Genomic DNA, 16,530 nt, shown 5'->3' with positions numbered 1-16,530 from the left:
TAACTGATCGGCATTACCGGTTTCGAGGGCTTTTTTGTGTCTACTATTAACCTAAAAAAAACACCGTGATCTTAGATAAAAAAAAGCCCAAACCAACGCGGTTTGGGCGGATACAAGTATAGGAGTTAATAAGGAAAATGCAGTAATTAAGAAAACAGTGAGAAACAAGTTTGACGGCCTGTTAAACATCTAAATACGCTGTTTTCTACTTAATTTATGACCCTCGATTACCATTTCAGTTCCCCAAAAATTCATTAATTTTCTCTTTTTAATTAAACGCGTCTCTATTCAATCGCTTAGAACGTAATGCTTACAACTGGTACGACCAATTTGTGAAAATGTGATGTTGCTTGCTTGTTAAATAAATGTTCTAAGCGTATATTTCAAACAGTTGTTTAATACGAGTGATTGAAATGGCACCAAGAAGTACAACCAAAGACAAAATCTTAGATGTGGCTGAAGGCTTATTTGCTGAGCACGGTTTTAATGACACCTCTTTACGCACGATTACGAGTAAAGCCAATGTCAATCTTGCTTCAGTGAACTACCACTTTGGCGATAAGAAGACTCTGGTTCGTGCGGTACTCAATCGTTACTTAGAAGCATTTATGCCAGCATTGCAAGATGCACTAGTGAACTTAAATTTGAACGAAACGTATTCTATGAGTGACGTGTTTGAGTCTTTAAGACAGCCACTAAGGGCACTCAATGATGTAAGGCCAAATGGTACGAGCCGATTTATGTTACTCATCGGTCGAGGCTATACAGATGTGCAAGGCCATTTGCGTTGGTTCATTACTACTCGTTATAGCGAAGTACTGACTTTGTTTACCAACTCAGTAATGAAAGCTAATCCCAACCTCACTCAAGAACAGTTATTTTGGCGATTGCACTTCACCCTAGGGACTTGTGTATTCACCATGGCATCTAGCCAAGCTCTAATAGAAATTGCAGAGAATGACTATGACAGAAAGATAGATGCTAAGGCAGTGGTCGATATTCTTATTCCATATTTGGCCGCTGGCATGTCAGCAAAAGAATAAAACAATAAAAAGCAAAATATTCACAAACAATATAGTGAACAAAAGGATCTGAACTATGAGCTCTCTAAGACAAAAATGGGTAAGTGACCCAGCTTTTAAACTCTTTAAAAAAGTACTACCACCCCTATCTAGCACCGAGAAAGAAGCGATGGAAGCGGGTAGCGTGTGGTGGGACGGAGAGCTGTTTTCTGGTAAACCAGATTTCACTAAGCTTCACCAGTACCCAAAACCTCAGCTGACAGCAGAAGAGCAATCGTTCATGGACAATGAACTTGAAACTTTGCTCGCTATGCTCGATGACCACAAAATTGTCAAAGAAGACCGAGACCTTCCTGAGGAAGTATGGAACTTTTTACGCAAAGAGCGTTTCTTCTCGCTAATTATCGCGAAAGGGTACGGCGGCCGTGAATTTTCGGCGCACGCCAACTCTACAATCGTAACTAAGATTGCAACGCGTAGTATCAGTACCGCGGTTTCGGTAATGGTTCCAAACTCTCTTGGCCCTGGTGAGCTACTGTCTCACTACGGAACTCAAGATCAAAAAGACTACTGGCTTCCACGTCTAGCTGACGGTACAGATATCCCTTGTTTCGCACTAACAGGCCCTGAAGCAGGTTCTGATGCGGGTGGTATCCCTGATGTCGGCACTGTGTGTATGGGCATGCACGAAGGTAAAGAGACACTAGGCATCAAGCTTAACTGGAACAAGCGTTACATTACGCTAGCACCAGTGGCAACGGTACTTGGTTTGGCTTTCAAACTGCACGATCCAGAAAAACTACTGGGTGACAAAGAAGACATCGGTATCACTTGTGCGCTTATCCCGGCAGACCACGAAGGTGTTGTGATTGGTGAGCGCCATGATCCACTTGGTCTTGCGTTTATGAATGGTCCAACACGCGGTCACGATGTATTTATTCCTATGGAATGGCTAATCGGTGGCGCAGATTACGCAGGTAAAGGCTGGCGTATGCTGGTGGAATGTCTGTCTGCAGGTCGTGGTATTTCATTACCCGCACTTGGTACGGCGATGGGCCACCTAACAGCGAAAACGACCGGCGCATATGCTTATGTTCGTAAGCAGTTCGGTATGTCGATTGGTAAATTTGAAGGTGTTGCAGAGAGTTTAGGCCGTATTGGTGGTTTAACGTATCTATTAGAAGCGACTCGTACACTGACAACCACTTCACTGGATATGAAAGAGAAGCCGGGTATCGTAACGGCTATCGCCAAATATCACATGACAGAGATGGCTCGTACTATTCTGAATGACTCAATGGATATCCATTCAGGTCGTGCAATTCAAGATGGCCCAATGAACTACTTGGCTGCGCCTTACCTAGGTATTCCAGTTGCTATCACAGTAGAAGGTGCGAACATTCTAACTCGTAACCTGATGATCTTCGGTCAAGGTGCGACACGTTGTCACCCATACGTATTGAGCGAAATGGAAGCGGCAGCGAACCCAGACGAGAAGCAAGGTGCAAAAGACTTTGATAGCTTGTTGTTCAAGCACATCTCACACGCAACTAAAAACACGTTTGGCGCATTTGGTGCAGCACTGACTGGCTCTAAGTTCATTAAAGCCGACATGAGCGGCCCAACTAAGCCTTACTACCAAGATTTGACTCGTTTGAGCCGTGCGCTTGCAGTGAGTGCGGATTTCGCAATGCTGACACTAGGTGGCGAGCTGAAACGTAAAGAGCTTATCTCTGCACGTTTGGGTGATGGTCTAAGTTACCTATACATGGCTTCTGCTGCACTTAAGAAGTATGAAGACGAAGGTCGCCAACAAGCTGACCTAGACTACGTACACTACGCGGTTCAACACTGTTTCCACAATGCGGCTAAATCACTACAAGAAGCGTACCGTAACTTCCCGAACAAGATGGTTGGTAAAGTACTTAAAGGTCTAGTTTTCCCTGTTGGTAACCACTTCGAAAAACCGAGTGATAACCTAACAGTTCAACTAGCAGAAAGCTTGATGACTCCGGGCGCACACCGTGAACGTCTGACTCACCTTTGCTACATCGGCAAGGAAGAGGATGATAGTGTTGGCCTTATGGAGAATGCTTTCAATGCGATGTACAGCATCAAGCCTCTGGAGCGTAAGATCTTCAAAGCAGTGAAAGAGGGCAAAGTGGCTCGTAAAGGCTTGTTGGCAGACAAACTGGCTCAAGCACTTGCTGCTGACGTTCTGACACAAGTAGAAGTCGACCAAATTGTTGCTGCTGATAAACTGCGTTACACAGCGATTCAAGTTGATCACTTCAGTCATGACTTTAGTGAAACTTTGACGCGAAAAGAGTTAAAACCTAAGCTAAATAGCGTTGCTTAGATAACGAAATGATAAAAGGCACCTAATAAGGTGCCTTTTTTGTTTTTGTCGTAGAAGTCGCAATAGAAGCGTTAACAAATGGTGACTTAGTCGGCAAATATCAGTTGAGTGCTCCAACCACTTGCATTTTCACCACATTTTTACAGAAATTAGATGCCATTTGCGCACGAAACTCTTATCCTTAACCTGATTTTTTAAGGAAGTTGAATATGATCATCAAACCTCGAATTCGCGGATTCATCTGTACTACAACACATCCAGTCGGTTGTGAAGCTAATGTAAAAGAACAAATTGCTTACACAAAAGCTCAAGGCCCAATTGCAAGTGCACCTAAACGTGTACTCGTTGTTGGCTCTTCAAGTGGCTACGGCTTGTCTTCACGTATTGCGGCTGCATTTGGTGGCGGCGCTTCAACTATCGGTGTTTTCTTCGAGAAAGCCGGTACTGAGAAAAAGCCGGGCACAGCTGGTTTTTACAACTCAGCAGCGTTCGATAAGCTAGCTAAAGAAGAAGGCCTGTATTCAAAAAGCCTTAACGGCGATGCTTTCTCTAACGAAGCTAAACAGAAAACAATTGACCTGATCAAAGAAGATCTAGGTCAAATCGATATGGTTGTGTACTCACTGGCATCTCCAGTGCGTAAAATGCCAGAGACTGGCGAAGTGATTCGTTCATCTCTTAAACCTATCGGCGAAACGTACACATCTACAGCGGTAGATACAAACAAAGATGCGATCATCGAAGCAAGCGTTGAGCCTGCTACTGAAGAAGAGATCAAAGACACTGTTACTGTAATGGGCGGTGAAGATTGGGAACTTTGGATCAACGCACTTTCTGAAGCGGGTGTTCTAGCTGACGGTTGTAAGACTGTTGCTTACAGCTACATCGGTACTGAGCTAACGTGGCCAATCTACTGGGATGGCGCGCTAGGTAAAGCTAAGATGGATCTAGACCGTGCAGCGTCAGCGCTTAACGAGAAACTAGGCCAAACGGGTGGTACTGCGAACGTTGCTGTTCTTAAGTCAGTTGTGACTCAAGCAAGCTCTGCTATTCCTGTTATGCCTCTTTACATCGCTATGGTGTTCAAGAAGATGCGTGAAGAAGGCATTCACGAAGGTTGTATGGAACAGATCTTCCGTATGTTCAGCCAACGTTTATACAAAGCAGATGGCAGTGCAGCAGAAGTTGATGAAGTGAACCGTCTACGTCTAGACGACCTAGAACTTCGTGATGACATTCAAGAGCATTGTCGTAACCTATGGCCTCAAATCACAACTGAAAACTTAAAAGAACTGACTGACTACGTTGAGTACAAAGAAGAGTTCTTGAAGTTGTTCGGTTTCGGTGTTGACGGTGTTGATTACGAAGCTGATGTAGAGACAGCTGTTGAATTTGATGTAGCTGACATCTAATTCACAAATCAAATAAACGAAATAGGCGCTCATTGAGCGCCTATTTTTTTTGTCTGTAGTTTGAGGAAAGTAGTATAGAGGTGTGGAATGAGAAAAGAGATTAAGTAATAAAAAATGCACTAACTCAAAGATGAATTAGTGCATTTAAAATATCTAATCTATAACGCTGAATAAACTAGCTAATGATAATGATAAAGGTACCCGCTAAGGTCATCAATATATTGGCTATCGCGTACGTACCCGCGTACCCCAGAGCTGGGATAGTTGAACGAGCGTGGTCATTCACTATGTCCATCGCCGGAGCACAGGTTCGTGCGCCAATGATGGCTCCAAAAAGAAGAGCTCGGTTCATCTTCAGTGCGTAAGCGCCGACTAAGTAAGCGAAGAATACCGGCAGTACACTCACGATAAGTGCTATCCCAATGACTTGCGGACCCACTTGGGTCAAATGCTCAAATATCTTACCCCCGGCGCTCAAGCCGATACCGACCATAAAGAACATCAAACCGAGATCTTTGACCATATTCAACGCCCCTTGAGGAACGTAACCGAAGGTAGGGTGGTTCGCTCGTAAGAAGCCAAGCATGATGCCTGATAGAAGAAGACCAACTGCATTACCTAAACCAAATGAGACTTGCCCGAATGTCATGGTGATCAAACCAAACAAAATACCCAGAATGAAGAAGCTACAGAAAGCCGTCAAATCGGCCATTTGGCTGTGAATCGAGATGAAACCAATTTTTTCTGCAAGGCCGTGAACACGGCTCTTTTCACCACTCACCTGCAGTACATCACCTTTAGAAAGTACGATGTTTAAGTCCATCGGCATTTCAATTTGAGCTCTTACTACGCGGTTAAGGAAACAGCCGTATTCCGATAAGTTTAAGTCAGATAAACGCTTACCCGCGATGTTGTCGCTTTTAACGACGATCTCTTCTTCAACGATTCGTAGATCGAGAAGGTTACGGTCAAAAACTTCTTTACCGTTTCGGAAACTTGGATCAAGACGAGCGTGGCTGTCAGGGAAGCCAACTAATGCGATTTCATCGCCTTCTTGCAGAATGGCATCGCCATCAGGGTGGGCAAGAATACCATTACGTCGAATCCGCTCGATGTAGCAACCAGTTTGGCGATAGATGCCAAGCTCACGAAGGTTCTTGCCATCAGTCCAGGTAATTAGCTCTGGTCCCACACGATAAGCTCGGATAATGGGTAAGTAAACCTTACGCTGGCCAGAGGTGCCTAGGCCGCGCTCTTGAGCTATTTGTTCTGCAGAGTCGTGCAGGTTTACTTTCTGAAGCTTTGGAATAAGGCGGGCAAACATAATCATACTGATTAAGCCGACTAAATAAGCCATCGCGTAACCTACAGAGAGGTTTTCTATGACCAGACCCAGGTCCATGTTTCTTGGTACTTCAGCTAAACCTGAATTGAGTGCATCTTGCGCACCAACTAATATTGGTGTTGCAGTTAGTGCTCCCGCCATCATGCCTGCGGAAAGTCCGAAACCAAGACCTAAATATTCGCTGCAAAAATAAGTAAGGGCAATGGCCGTAGAAAGTACAACGAGGCTAAGAATGAGGTAATGCTTACCATCTCTGAAGAATATACCGAAGAAGTTGGGCCCGGCTTCAATACCTACACAGTAAATGAAGAGCATGAAACCAATTGTGAGAGCGTCGGCGTTAAAGGAAAAGCCAAGATGTCCCATGATAAGAGAAGTAATCAGAACACCGATTGAATTTCCTAGTTGGAGACTACCGAAACGAATTTTACCAATGGCGAGGCCAATAGATAACACAACAAAAATGAGAAGGATGGGGTTTTGTTTTAACAGCAAGACAACGTCGATATTCACAGTGATTGCTCAATAATTAGCGTGAAACACAGGATCAGTTTGAGGAATGAATTGTATCTAAATATAAATAAATTATAAGTGCTATTTTCAATTTTATTCGATATTGACCTTAATCTTACTTCGGTTGAAAAATTGTCATAAAAAAGCCCGCTACAATCAGCGGGCTCTATATCAATCATACAGTCTAACTATTTTAGTTATCAGCCGTTTAAGGCTTTAGCTTCGATTCTCGTATGAGAAATTCTAGATTAATCGAAAAGACCTAGGTTTTCTTTTGCGTATGCTTCAAATTCTGTGCAGCCGCCAATGTGATCTTGGTCGATGAAGATTTGTGGAACTGTGTCTACAGGTTTACCAACAGTCTTCTCTAGGTCAGCTTTGCTGATGCCTTCAGCGTGGATGTCAACGTAACGGTAGTTGAAGTCATCGCGTTTAGCTTTAAGAGTTTCAGCATGCTCTTTTGCACGAACACAGAATGGACAAGCAGGGCGACCAAAAATAACTACAAACATTTAATTTCTCCTAAATACGGGATGAGGCTCGTTAACTCATTTATGTTAACTATTCTTTTATGAATGCCACTCAAAATTTCTTAAAACCAACTATGCCTCAATGGCATGGGGAAATAAAGATGGAATTGCCTCTTAATACGATAGGTTTTGCCTATCAGCGCAAATATTAATCATAAAAGGCTAGAGTCTTGTTTATTGGCCACTGTCATCGTGAATTCCCCTCAGTATTAGTATGTGAATTACCCCTAAGATTGCAACTTTAGTCGATATTTAGTGCGACAAGTTGCACCTTGTCAAAAAAATCAAACGCAGAACGAGGCATCCTTTATCTAGGTATGGAACCATATTCTGTAAGCAGTCTGAAGTAATGATGTTTTAGTGCATTCGTATTTGGGGTGCCGGGATTGTGTTGTAAATACGAAAATCAAATTTCAAATTTCAAATGTGAAATCCAAGAGACCAATTTCCTAAAAACCAAGAGTTCGCAGTTTTGTTCGGTCATAGGCGCAGGAGGCACCATGTTTCAATTTATGACATCTACAAAGATCATCTTTGGTGATGGAGCACTCTCCGCTTCATTGTCTCTCTTTAATCAATACGGTTACAGCGTGCTATTGGTGACTGGCAATACATTAGAGCGCACTTCAATAGTCACTGACTATCTCGATGCACAGAGTTTGCGCTATCAACACATTGCCGTATCCGGTGAACCTAATATCAAAATGGTTGAGGAGGCTGCTATTTCTGCACGTCGATTTAAGCCAGATATGGTTGTCGCTATGGGGGGCGGTAGCGCCATCGATATGGGCAAAGCGTTAGCCGCGGTTTTACCTAACCAAGGTAGTTTGTATGACTATGTTGAAGTCGTTGGGCGTAATGTCCCTCTTAAAACCAAACCGCTTCCGTTCATTGCGATTCCAACCACAGCGAGTACAGGTGCAGAAGTCACTAAAAACGCGGTGCTGAAATCAGGGCAAGACCAAGTAAAAATCAGCCTTAGAAACCCAGACATGCTGGCTGACGTTGCGATTGTTGACCCAACCCTAACTCATGGTACGAATCTGTATTTATCGGGGCGAGGTGCTATGGACGCATTTACCCATCTAATGGAAGCCTATGTGTGCGGTGAACCGAACCCACTGACTGATATGATCTGTGAAGAAGGCTTACGTAAGCTGAGTGGTTCTGTCATTCAGGCGTGTATCTACGATGAACCTCAAGCGCGTTCTGATCTCGCGTTTTCCTCTATGTTAGGGGGAATAGCGATAACTAACGCCAAACTTGGCGCTGCGCATGGTTTGGCTTCTGCGCTAGGTGGCAAAATCTCGGCTCCTCATAGTGTGATAACTGCACGTTTAGCACCATTTGTGATGTTAGAGAACATAGCTGCTGCGAAGGAGCAGCAGAGATGTGACATCCTAGCGCGTTATCAGCGAATTTCTCAGATAGTGACAGGTAACGTAGAAGCAACAGAGGAAGAGGCAATTTCTTGGTTGTCTGAAGTGTTGGATACGCTCAAGCTTCCAAGTTTACTGGAATTTGGTGTCTGTGAAGCCCAGTTTGATGAGGTGTCTGCCGACGCGCTCAAGTCGGTGGCGATTAAAGGGAACCCTTTACCGCTGAACCAAGAACGACTCGTACATATTCTGAAGAAGGTTTGCGAGAAGTGCGGTTGTGTAGAAGGGCATCATGAGGGAGCTTCAATGAATCAAATTGAGCAAGAGCCTACCGCTGAGTCGAGCTTTACCATTATCAATTCTTATGCGTCCGAGAACAGCGTGGTTGAGAAGGGCAATAGCTGGACTATCTAACAGTCTTCAATCTGCTCTTGGCATAACCAGACACAGCACAAACCCATTTAAACAGACAAATAAAAACGGAGCTCTAGGCTCCGTTTTTCAATTGAATTTAATTCTTAAGCTCACATCTTAACAGATTAGAACTGAGAGTACTTTTCGTAACGTGAATCACGAAGTGACTCTTTTACTCGTTTCAGGTTCTCTCGGAAGCCAGAACCACGACGAAGCGTAAAGCCTGTTGCTAACACATCGATAACCGTCATCTGAACAACACGACTTGCCATTGGCATGTAAACGTCAGTGTCTTCCGGTACATCCAATGAGATAGACAGAGAACTCGCTTTATCTAGCGGAGAGTCTTTTGCTGTGATAGCGATAACTGTCGCGCCGTTTTCACGAGCTAAGTTCGCAATCTCTACTTGGCTTTTAGTGCGGCCAGTGTGAGAGATCAGAACAATAACATCGTTATCACTGCAGTTAATGCAGCTCATGCGTTGCATCACGATGTCTTCGAAACAAGTGATTGGGATATTGAAACGAATGAATTTGTTTTGAGCATCTTTGGCTACAGCAGAAGAGGCACCCAGTCCGAAGAACGAAATGCGTTTTGCTTGTGTCAGTAAGTCAACCGCTCGGTTTACTTGCATCGCGTCTAAACTGTTTTTAGCAACATCTAGACAAGCCATAGTTGATTCAAAAATCTTATGCGTGTAAGCATCTGGGCCGTCATCTTCTTCAACATTACGGTTCACGTAAGGTGTACCGTTCGCCAAGCTTTGAGCTAGGTGAAGTTTAAAGTCAGGGAAGCCCTTTGTGTCTAAACGACGACAGAAGCGGTTAACTGTAGGCTCACTCACGTCAGCCATTTTCGCTAAGGTAGCAATGCTAGAATGAATTGCAGTTTGAGGGGAAGCCATGATGACTTCGGCTACCTTACGCTCAGACTTGCTGAAATTTTCCAGGTTTTTTTGTATTTTTTCTAATGTATTCATAGTGTTCACAAGGGTATAGAGAACAACTTGCTAGTTAATATCTTTTACCAGGGGGTATGGTTGAAACAAATATAAGAAAATACAAAACCAAACTTATATTCGGTATTGTAAATTCTACTGCATCAAATAGATATCAAGCTAACTAGCACCATAGAGTCAGTATAAACCCAAGATACTATTCACTAATACAAAAACACGGCATCAATGCTTAAGAATATGACAAACCTCAACAAAATTTTAGAAAACTACAGAATTGGAAGAGGATTAGAGCAAAAAGAATGCAAATTGAGTATGAACTGACAGCTAAGTTACATCAAAAAGAAAGAAATTTTCAATTTGATGCAACTAAAATTGAATGGCTAGGCGTTGATTAGCTTAACCAATTTGGTGATTTTACTCATCAAGTTGGGTGCTAGTTTAGAGATTTCACGCTGTTCTTCAAGCACTGAAGAGAGAATATCGTTGCCCGTCAGTGGGTTTGCTAATACTACACGGAAAACGATGATTGGCTGATGCGCCCATATTTCGGGGTTTAAGCGGGTGCGCGATACGAAAGACTTGCCCGTTTCACGTTGCTTCTTCTGAATAAACTTGGTCAGTTCATTCAGTAGCTCATTCAGTTCAACACGCTCTGGTGCTTTAGCCTTGAGTAGTGCTGCTTTGACTGATTCAGGCACATAGCGATAGGTCAGTAGGCAAAGCTCAGGCTCTGAAACCAGTTCGAAGTCGTTTTGATCTTTAATCAGGTCAGCAAAGTAGCGCGCTTTATTTATGCTCTGGTCGATCAGCAGTTCATACCCAGGGCGACTGATGATGTGCATTGAGGCGTAGACTAACATTGCCATACCTGAACGAGAGCCTTCTAACGTATGGCTACCTAAGTCTTTTGAGCCTTTGCGAAGGATGTATTGAGCATGATGTTCGATTGCGGTCATCGCATCTGGCTTCTTAAACAAAACCATGCCTGCACCCATAGGGATATAAAGCTGTTTATGTGCATCAATCGTAACTGAATCAGCCAATTCAATACCATCAAGTAGGTGACGATGGTTGTTCGACATTAGAGTCGCACCGCCCCAAGCGGCATCAACATGGAAATGACAATCGGATTCAGCACACACTTCTGCAATGTCTCTTAGAGGGTCGATATTACCGGTTTCGGTTGTACCAGCCACACCAATGACAGCGAAAGGCTTTATCTTATTCTGCTTGAGCTGTTCAATCTTGAGTCTTAGATCGTCAGTACAAATGCGGTTGTCGTTATCCGTTTTAACAGACACTAGACCTTCTTGACCAATACCAAGGACATCCGCTGCTTTTTTCAGAGAGTAGTGACCACGTTCAGAAACCAAGATAGCAAGGCCTTCGTAGCCGTAGTGCTTCATGGCTTTAAATAAGCCTTCTTTTTCCACACCTTTGAACGAACCTTGTGCTTTTAGCGCATTGTTACGAGCAACCCAAAGCGCAGTAATATTCGCGATGGTACCGCCAGAACAAAACGCTCCTAAAGAGTGGTTGGCACTGTGCATCCAGCGAGAATAAAACTGGTCGCTATCCTGATAAATCAGGCGATGTAACATACCCAGAACTTGACGTTCTAGGGGAGTGAAAGCTTTTGAGGTCTCGATTTTTACTAGATTCTGATTTAGCGCAATCATGATTTTAGACAGCGGCATCAGGAAATAGGGTAGCGCAGACGTCATGTGACCAATAAAACTTGGCGACGACGTATGTACAGAATGAGATACAAGAGAATCGAGGAGATGCTCGGTATGTTCTGAAACAAACTCAGGCTGCTCTGGGATATGAGCATTCGAAAAATCTTTCTCAATCTCACGTAATGGCTTTTCTTCAGCCACAATGTGTTCACGTAAGAATTGATTCAGGTTTCGTGAAAGTTTGTCTTCGATTTGAGTGAGTGTTGAGTCTGGGCCTTCTGGTACTGTAAAGATACGTAGAAGACTGTCAAAGCTAACATCTGCTGTTTTTTGTTCCGTAACCATAGCAAGCGAGTTATTTTTCTTATATTGACGCGAGCGGGATAATCTAAACGAAAACGGGAACAATGTCCCGTCTTAATTATGAAATCCAACTTCCCATAAAAGCATAGTAAATTAAGGGTTATTTACACTTGATCGCTTCTAGTTTGGCGATCGACTGGTTGTAACGCTGCAGTGCTGTATCGATTTGCTTAGGGTGACTAAGCAGCTCAGCAAAGGCGGAACGTAGCTCGTAGTTTTGAGCGTGAGGTGTTGATTGGCGGTCGTCGAACGTTGTTTTCGCAATTCTACCAAGCTCATCATCACGTGTTGATAACGTCTTAATGTCGTGTTGTTCCAGTTGCAGCCAGCCTTCTACCGGTTGCTCTGTTGCCACTTTGCTTGAATCGTTCACAAGGTAGTAGTTTACCGCAGCGCGATTAAGCTCGAAGTGGTGCTTACGACCTTCTAGGAACCACTCGCTTACTTCTGTCAATTCTGGGTATTGCTCAGAAGTTAATGTAGCGAGGTCAGCATACCAACCTAAAGAGGCGTCGATGTACGCATCATATTTTTTTGCTTGGCACTGATTTGTCTCAGACATTGAATCTGCTGCAAAAGAGAAAGTCGAAGTTGAAGCTAGCAGTAATGCGACGCAAAGGCGTTTCATAGCGGTTCCTTTTGTAAGTTTATTCTTTTTATAACGTTGTCGTTACAGATTACCGTGATCATTATTTGTTGAGCAATGACACTTAGTGTCTTTTTATTTCGGTAACTGTATCGGTGTCTTGGGCATCGGTATTCGAGTTGCATTCTAATCTAAAACAAACGCTATTCCTGCGATCTAGTTAGCAAGAGATACAAAGAACAACATCAAAATCGGGACAAGCAAGCTGAGGATAAAGCCACTGACTATGGCGACTGGCACGCACCGAACGCCACCTGTGGTTTGAATGACAGGTAATGTGAAATCCATCGCTGTTGCGCCTGCATAACCAATCGATGTGCATGGGTAGCTCCGGATCAGCACAGGAATAAGTACCAAAGCAACTAACTCTCTTAACAGCTCAAGCATGAAAGAAGCGCCGCCATAAATAGGACCAAAGGCGTCGCCCATCAAGATACCAGCTAAAGAATACCAACCAAACCCTGAAGACATTGCCAAGGCTTTGAACAGAGGGATATCAAGGATATAAGCCGCAATAATACCACCAAGCATTGAGGTGGCGATGATTGCGATTGCGATTACCATACCGTGCTTGTTGAGTAAGATTTGACGAAGTGTTAGTCCGCTATTGCGTAACTGAATGCCAATAAAGAACAGTAGAACAAACAGAATCCATTCACTCGCGGTATCAACCCAATCAAGGCCAATAGGCAGAACTAAACCCGCAATAAGGCCGGAACCGACCACTAATATGAGTTTGGCAGACTCCATCGCCATAGAAGACAGGGGGAGTTTCTTATTACAGCTGTCTGTCTGGAGTGGCAGTAACTTATCAATAGCAGGTAGCGCCATTAGGTTACAAACGCTTAAGCAGACAAAGAAAGTGGCCGTGTATAGAAGAATTGTCTGCAGGTTACTGCCTAGGTTATCGAGTGCGGCTAAGCTTAGTCCCATCAACGCGAGAATCACGTAGATCAACCGCGAAGTAGAGCGGTTGATAAATTCTAGCCTCTGAGTGTTCGAAATTGAAAAAAGATACCCCACGACGAGTGGCGAAAATATAAAGATCATCCCTGTAAACATGCTTTCCTCATTGCATTCACTTCATATTGCATTTACTAGCAATTTAACAGTAACTTAGAAGCCGCTAGTATTGATCACGTCACTTAGCTTTGCATTAAAATCCTGTTTGCTCAAGTTGCTTAATTTATAAAGTACTTCCGCTCCTGTCACGTTTAGTTCTACTTCGTGCTCATCAATGTTCTCATCCTTGTTTCTAAACATCAGTAGGTGGTTAGCTATTCGCGCAATATCAAGGTAAGACACCTCGCGCTCTTCGTGATTATTAATGGTGTTGCTGCACACATCGATAAAGTCGCTGTCGAAACCCCAGCGTCTAAGAACCAACTTACTGGTTGCTGAACATTGGCCTTGGAATATTTGCAGTGCGATGTCGTGATCTAAATAGTTCCCGTTGTCTAGGTAGAGGTGATATTCACTAACCAAACAGAACAAGCCAATGTCTGCAAGTAACCCAACAAGTAGTGATTTTTCATGTTCTAGATAACGGTATTCAGTAGGGGATAGTTCTTTAAATAGGTTAGTGACTAACACCATAGTTGCGGCGAGTTCTTTTGATACAGAAGCGCTCTGAACCAATAGCTCGTTGCACTCTTTATTCAAATTGACGGAATGTTTAAGTTGTTCAATAGCCTGGGCCGTGACAATGTCACGCACTCTCAATATGCCAAGACGCGATACGGCCGTCATAACATCGACACAAGTAATATTGCGTCTGTTGAAGACAACTGAGTTAGCAACTCTGATCACGATTGCTGTCAGCCCTGGGTCTTCAAGTAAGCACTCGGCAACTTCGGCGACGCCTGTTGGTTCAAGAGTACAAAGCTTTTGAATTTTAAGTACAACCTCAGGAATCGGAGGAAGAGTTATTTTTCCCGCTGAGATGGAATGTCCAACAAGTTGGGCAAACTCGGATTCTAGGCCCTTAAGGAGAAGAGCTTTATTTTGTGGTAGCCAGAAAAATGATAAATGATTCATATTAAGAGTAAGAACATGTATGTCGTACCATTTTACAAGCCGCGATGCTGCGAGGCAATACTCATCGAACCACATAAGCTTTGATAACTTGAACGGGGGTATCATTAAGAATTAAATTCTTGGCGTGATTTGATAGTTTAATGTGATGTAAATCATTAAAAGCAAGGATATTCAACTGATTGATGTGAGCTGCGCCCTGACTTATTTTTCTTTTCGAAGTATCATTTATTTCAAAGGTGACAAACGAAACCATAATATTCACCTAAACATTAAATAGATTTAAAATTTTTCGCATAAAAAGCTGCTTGTCTGGCGATCAACCTAATCGGGGTAATTTGATTAAGGATCAACGGATATGACCGAGACAGCATTTATTAATTACGTGAATCAATTTGGTGAACATCAAAAGCGCTCTATGTTTGGAGGTATTGGCCTCTTTCAAAATGACGCTATGTTCGCTTTGTTGAGTGAAGATTGTGTATTCATTCGAGGTGGGAAGTTATTAGATAAAAAGCTGACGGGGCTTGATTGTGAAAAGTATCGTCACGTAAAAAAGCAGACGACAGCGACCGTGAATTACTACGACATCACGGATCTCTTTACGTCTGAGCATCCTGAATTGGATAGTATTATTCGTACTTCAATCGATAATTCAATTCAGCAGCGTAGCTTCAAAAAATCATCTGCTAGCCGTAGATTAAGGGACTTGCCTAACATGCAACTGACGTTAGAACGCATGGTTAAAAAGGCTGGAGTAGATGATGTTTCAATGTTTATGCAGTTGGGTGCATCTGAAGTGTTTAATAAGGTTCGCGAAGCGTACGGAAACGATGTTGACCTAAAATTACTTTGGAAGTTTGCGGGTGCAATTGATGGTATTCACTGGAAACTATTACAAGAGCCACGCAAGCAGCAATTATTAAAGAGCTGCCACTAAAGATATCGCCTGTATATGCATAAGATTACTTTTTATATATAAAAACCGAGGGATTTCCTCGGTTTTTTTGTTTCTATCTAGCCCGTTTTAAAGGCTAAGCCCTTATTAAGAGCTTTCTCGTTTTACTTAAAGCTTGAAACGAGTCGTGAACATTAACTGCTCACCGTAGAAATCATTGATACGAACTTCTGCACCTAGAGAGAATAGTTCTGTAGAGTGGAAACGCACGTAAGCAGAACCGATCCAATCATCTTTATCATCGATAGAAACGTAACCGCCTTTGCCGCCAACTTCTAGTTGTGGGCCAAGCCATTGACGAACACCAACGTTGAATTCCATACCAACATCAGGAGAGCTTTTCGCTGCTGGTTGAACTATACGAGCTAGCATTTCACCCGTTAGATCTGCCCAGTTGTTAATTGGAGCGTGGAAACCAAGACCTACAGCAGAGTCGTAATCGCCTTCAAATTCTGAATCGATACGCGCTACTGCGTGAGCATTCGGGTGGATTGACTTACTGAACGCACCACCAAATGTAATTGGGCTCGCACCGATACGAGCGTCAAAGTAATCGTAGCTAAAGTTGCTCATTACTTGTGCTTGTTCATTTGGTTGTCCATCGACAGCTAGTGCTTGGCTAGAAGCCAATAGCATAGCGGTAGTAAGTAAAATTTTGCGCATAACGACCGTAAACCTTTATTAGTGTTGATCCCTTTGGTTTGATAAAAAATAGCCAAACCATAAACATTGAGACAGTTTAATCTAACTCGCGGAAAAATAACCCATAAAAATGCAATTCATTTGTCATTTAGCTAAAAAACAAGCAAGTAAAGTACTGCTCTGTTACAGAGATCTCATGTTTTAGGGTTATTTAACAAAATCTAGTATCCATTCACTTGTTATCGATAACTATTAGATACACTTAATTTACTCGC

Annotated in this window: 13 protein-coding genes; 5 read left to right on the top strand and 8 right to left on the bottom strand. The window is 43.0% G+C overall.

All coding sequences use genetic code 11. The features are described 5' to 3' along the window. The first annotated feature begins 413 nt into the window (after positions 1 to 413). The 3 genes from AB4589_RS18875 to fabV all read left to right on the top strand — a co-directional run bounded on the left by AB4589_RS18875 (position 414) and on the right by fabV (position 4,793). The gene (locus AB4589_RS18875; RefSeq protein ID WP_009847073.1) at positions 414 to 1,043 is read left to right on the top strand and encodes a TetR/AcrR family transcriptional regulator; all 630 of its coding nucleotides are present in this window, start codon (positions 414 to 416) and stop codon (positions 1,041 to 1,043) included. 55 nt (positions 1,044 to 1,098) lie between these two features. Then, the gene (locus AB4589_RS18870) at positions 1,099 to 3,381 is read left to right on the top strand and encodes an acyl-CoA dehydrogenase (protein WP_017101462.1); all 2,283 of its coding nucleotides are present in this window, start codon (positions 1,099 to 1,101) and stop codon (positions 3,379 to 3,381) included. Positions 3,382 to 3,590: 209 nt separating this feature from the next. Continuing rightward, entirely contained in the window at positions 3,591 to 4,793 is a 1,203-nt protein-coding gene (gene fabV, locus AB4589_RS18865; protein ID WP_371709644.1) for an enoyl-ACP reductase FabV, read from the top strand. A 175-nt stretch (positions 4,794 to 4,968) separates the two neighbouring features. Here fabV and AB4589_RS18860 read toward each other — a convergent pair whose 3' ends face one another. Both AB4589_RS18860 and AB4589_RS18855 read right to left on the bottom strand, forming a co-directional pair. Further along, entirely contained in the window at positions 4,969 to 6,651 is a 1,683-nt protein-coding gene (locus tag AB4589_RS18860; protein WP_012604238.1) for an aspartate:alanine antiporter, read from the bottom strand. A gap of 248 nt (positions 6,652 to 6,899) precedes the next feature. Further along, positions 6,900 to 7,163: a GrxA family glutaredoxin gene (locus tag AB4589_RS18855; RefSeq protein ID WP_009847069.1), complete on the bottom strand. Its 264-nt coding sequence runs from the start codon at positions 7,161 to 7,163 to the stop codon at positions 6,900 to 6,902. A gap of 518 nt (positions 7,164 to 7,681) precedes the next feature. Between AB4589_RS18855 and AB4589_RS18850 the strand changes: the two genes are divergently transcribed. Then, entirely contained in the window at positions 7,682 to 8,974 is a 1,293-nt protein-coding gene (locus AB4589_RS18850; RefSeq protein ID WP_372101487.1) for an iron-containing alcohol dehydrogenase, read from the top strand. Between the two features lie 125 nt (positions 8,975 to 9,099). On the opposite strand, the gene AB4589_RS18845 is transcribed toward AB4589_RS18850, so the two are convergent. The 5 genes from AB4589_RS18845 to AB4589_RS18825 all read right to left on the bottom strand — a co-directional run bounded on the left by AB4589_RS18845 (position 9,100) and on the right by AB4589_RS18825 (position 14,658). Next, positions 9,100 to 9,954 carry a MurR/RpiR family transcriptional regulator gene (locus AB4589_RS18845; protein WP_004734686.1) on the bottom strand — a complete coding sequence of 285 codons (855 nt, stop codon included), beginning with the start codon at positions 9,952 to 9,954 and terminating at the stop codon, positions 9,100 to 9,102. Between the two features lie 359 nt (positions 9,955 to 10,313). Then, positions 10,314 to 11,957 carry a pyridoxal-dependent aspartate 1-decarboxylase PanP gene (gene panP, locus AB4589_RS18840; RefSeq protein WP_017101464.1) on the bottom strand — a complete coding sequence of 548 codons (1,644 nt, stop codon included), beginning with the start codon at positions 11,955 to 11,957 and terminating at the stop codon, positions 10,314 to 10,316. Positions 11,958 to 12,075: 118 nt separating this feature from the next. Next, on the bottom strand, positions 12,076 to 12,603 hold the full coding sequence (locus AB4589_RS18835; protein WP_009847065.1) for a hypothetical protein: 528 nt from the start codon (positions 12,601 to 12,603) through the stop codon (positions 12,076 to 12,078). 174 nt (positions 12,604 to 12,777) lie between these two features. Further along, positions 12,778 to 13,683 (bottom strand): lysine exporter LysO family protein, encoded by a 906-nt coding sequence (locus tag AB4589_RS18830; protein ID WP_135442712.1) that lies wholly within the window; start codon positions 13,681 to 13,683, stop codon positions 12,778 to 12,780. A gap of 54 nt (positions 13,684 to 13,737) precedes the next feature. Beyond that, positions 13,738 to 14,658, bottom strand: coding sequence for an HDOD domain-containing protein (locus tag AB4589_RS18825; protein ID WP_012604233.1), 921 nt, complete (start codon positions 14,656 to 14,658; stop codon positions 13,738 to 13,740). A 355-nt stretch (positions 14,659 to 15,013) separates the two neighbouring features. Between AB4589_RS18825 and AB4589_RS18820 the strand changes: the two genes are divergently transcribed. Beyond that, positions 15,014 to 15,595, top strand: coding sequence for a TfoX/Sxy family DNA transformation protein (locus AB4589_RS18820; RefSeq protein ID WP_009847061.1), 582 nt, complete (start codon positions 15,014 to 15,016; stop codon positions 15,593 to 15,595). A 126-nt stretch (positions 15,596 to 15,721) separates the two neighbouring features. Here the strand turns inward: AB4589_RS18820 and AB4589_RS18815 are convergent, their stop codons facing one another. Next, positions 15,722 to 16,276, bottom strand: a complete 555-nt coding sequence (locus tag AB4589_RS18815; protein ID WP_372101485.1) for a hypothetical protein — start codon at positions 16,274 to 16,276, stop codon at positions 15,722 to 15,724. Positions 16,277 to 16,530: the final 254 nt, after the last annotated feature.

The organism is Vibrio sp. 10N.222.49.A3, assembly GCF_041475145.1.
GTDB lineage: Bacteria > Pseudomonadota > Gammaproteobacteria > Enterobacterales > Vibrionaceae > Vibrio > Vibrio tasmaniensis_A.
This window is presented reverse-complemented; position numbering and strand designations above follow the sequence as displayed.

Coding starts and splice junctions, on each gene's coding strand:
- AB4589_RS18870 (WP_017101462.1), top strand. CDS start 1,099: ATGAGCTCTCTAAGACAAAAATGGGTAAGTGACCCAGCTTTTAAACTC.
- fabV (WP_371709644.1), top strand. CDS start 3,591: ATGATCATCAAACCTCGAATTCGCGGATTCATCTGTACTACAACACAT.
- AB4589_RS18850 (WP_372101487.1), top strand. CDS start 7,682: ATGTTTCAATTTATGACATCTACAAAGATCATCTTTGGTGATGGAGCA.
- AB4589_RS18815 (WP_372101485.1), bottom strand. CDS start 16,276: ATGCGCAAAATTTTACTTACTACCGCTATGCTATTGGCTTCTAGCCAA.
- AB4589_RS18875 (WP_009847073.1), top strand. CDS start 414: ATGGCACCAAGAAGTACAACCAAAGACAAAATCTTAGATGTGGCTGAA.
- AB4589_RS18825 (WP_012604233.1), bottom strand. CDS start 14,658: ATGAATCATTTATCATTTTTCTGGCTACCACAAAATAAAGCTCTTCTC.
- AB4589_RS18855 (WP_009847069.1), bottom strand. CDS start 7,163: ATGTTTGTAGTTATTTTTGGTCGCCCTGCTTGTCCATTCTGTGTTCGT.
- AB4589_RS18845 (WP_004734686.1), bottom strand. CDS start 9,954: ATGAATACATTAGAAAAAATACAAAAAAACCTGGAAAATTTCAGCAAG.
- panP (WP_017101464.1), bottom strand. CDS start 11,957: ATGGTTACGGAACAAAAAACAGCAGATGTTAGCTTTGACAGTCTTCTA.
- AB4589_RS18835 (WP_009847065.1), bottom strand. CDS start 12,603: ATGAAACGCCTTTGCGTCGCATTACTGCTAGCTTCAACTTCGACTTTC.
- AB4589_RS18830 (WP_135442712.1), bottom strand. CDS start 13,683: ATGTTTACAGGGATGATCTTTATATTTTCGCCACTCGTCGTGGGGTAT.
- AB4589_RS18820 (WP_009847061.1), top strand. CDS start 15,014: ATGACCGAGACAGCATTTATTAATTACGTGAATCAATTTGGTGAACAT.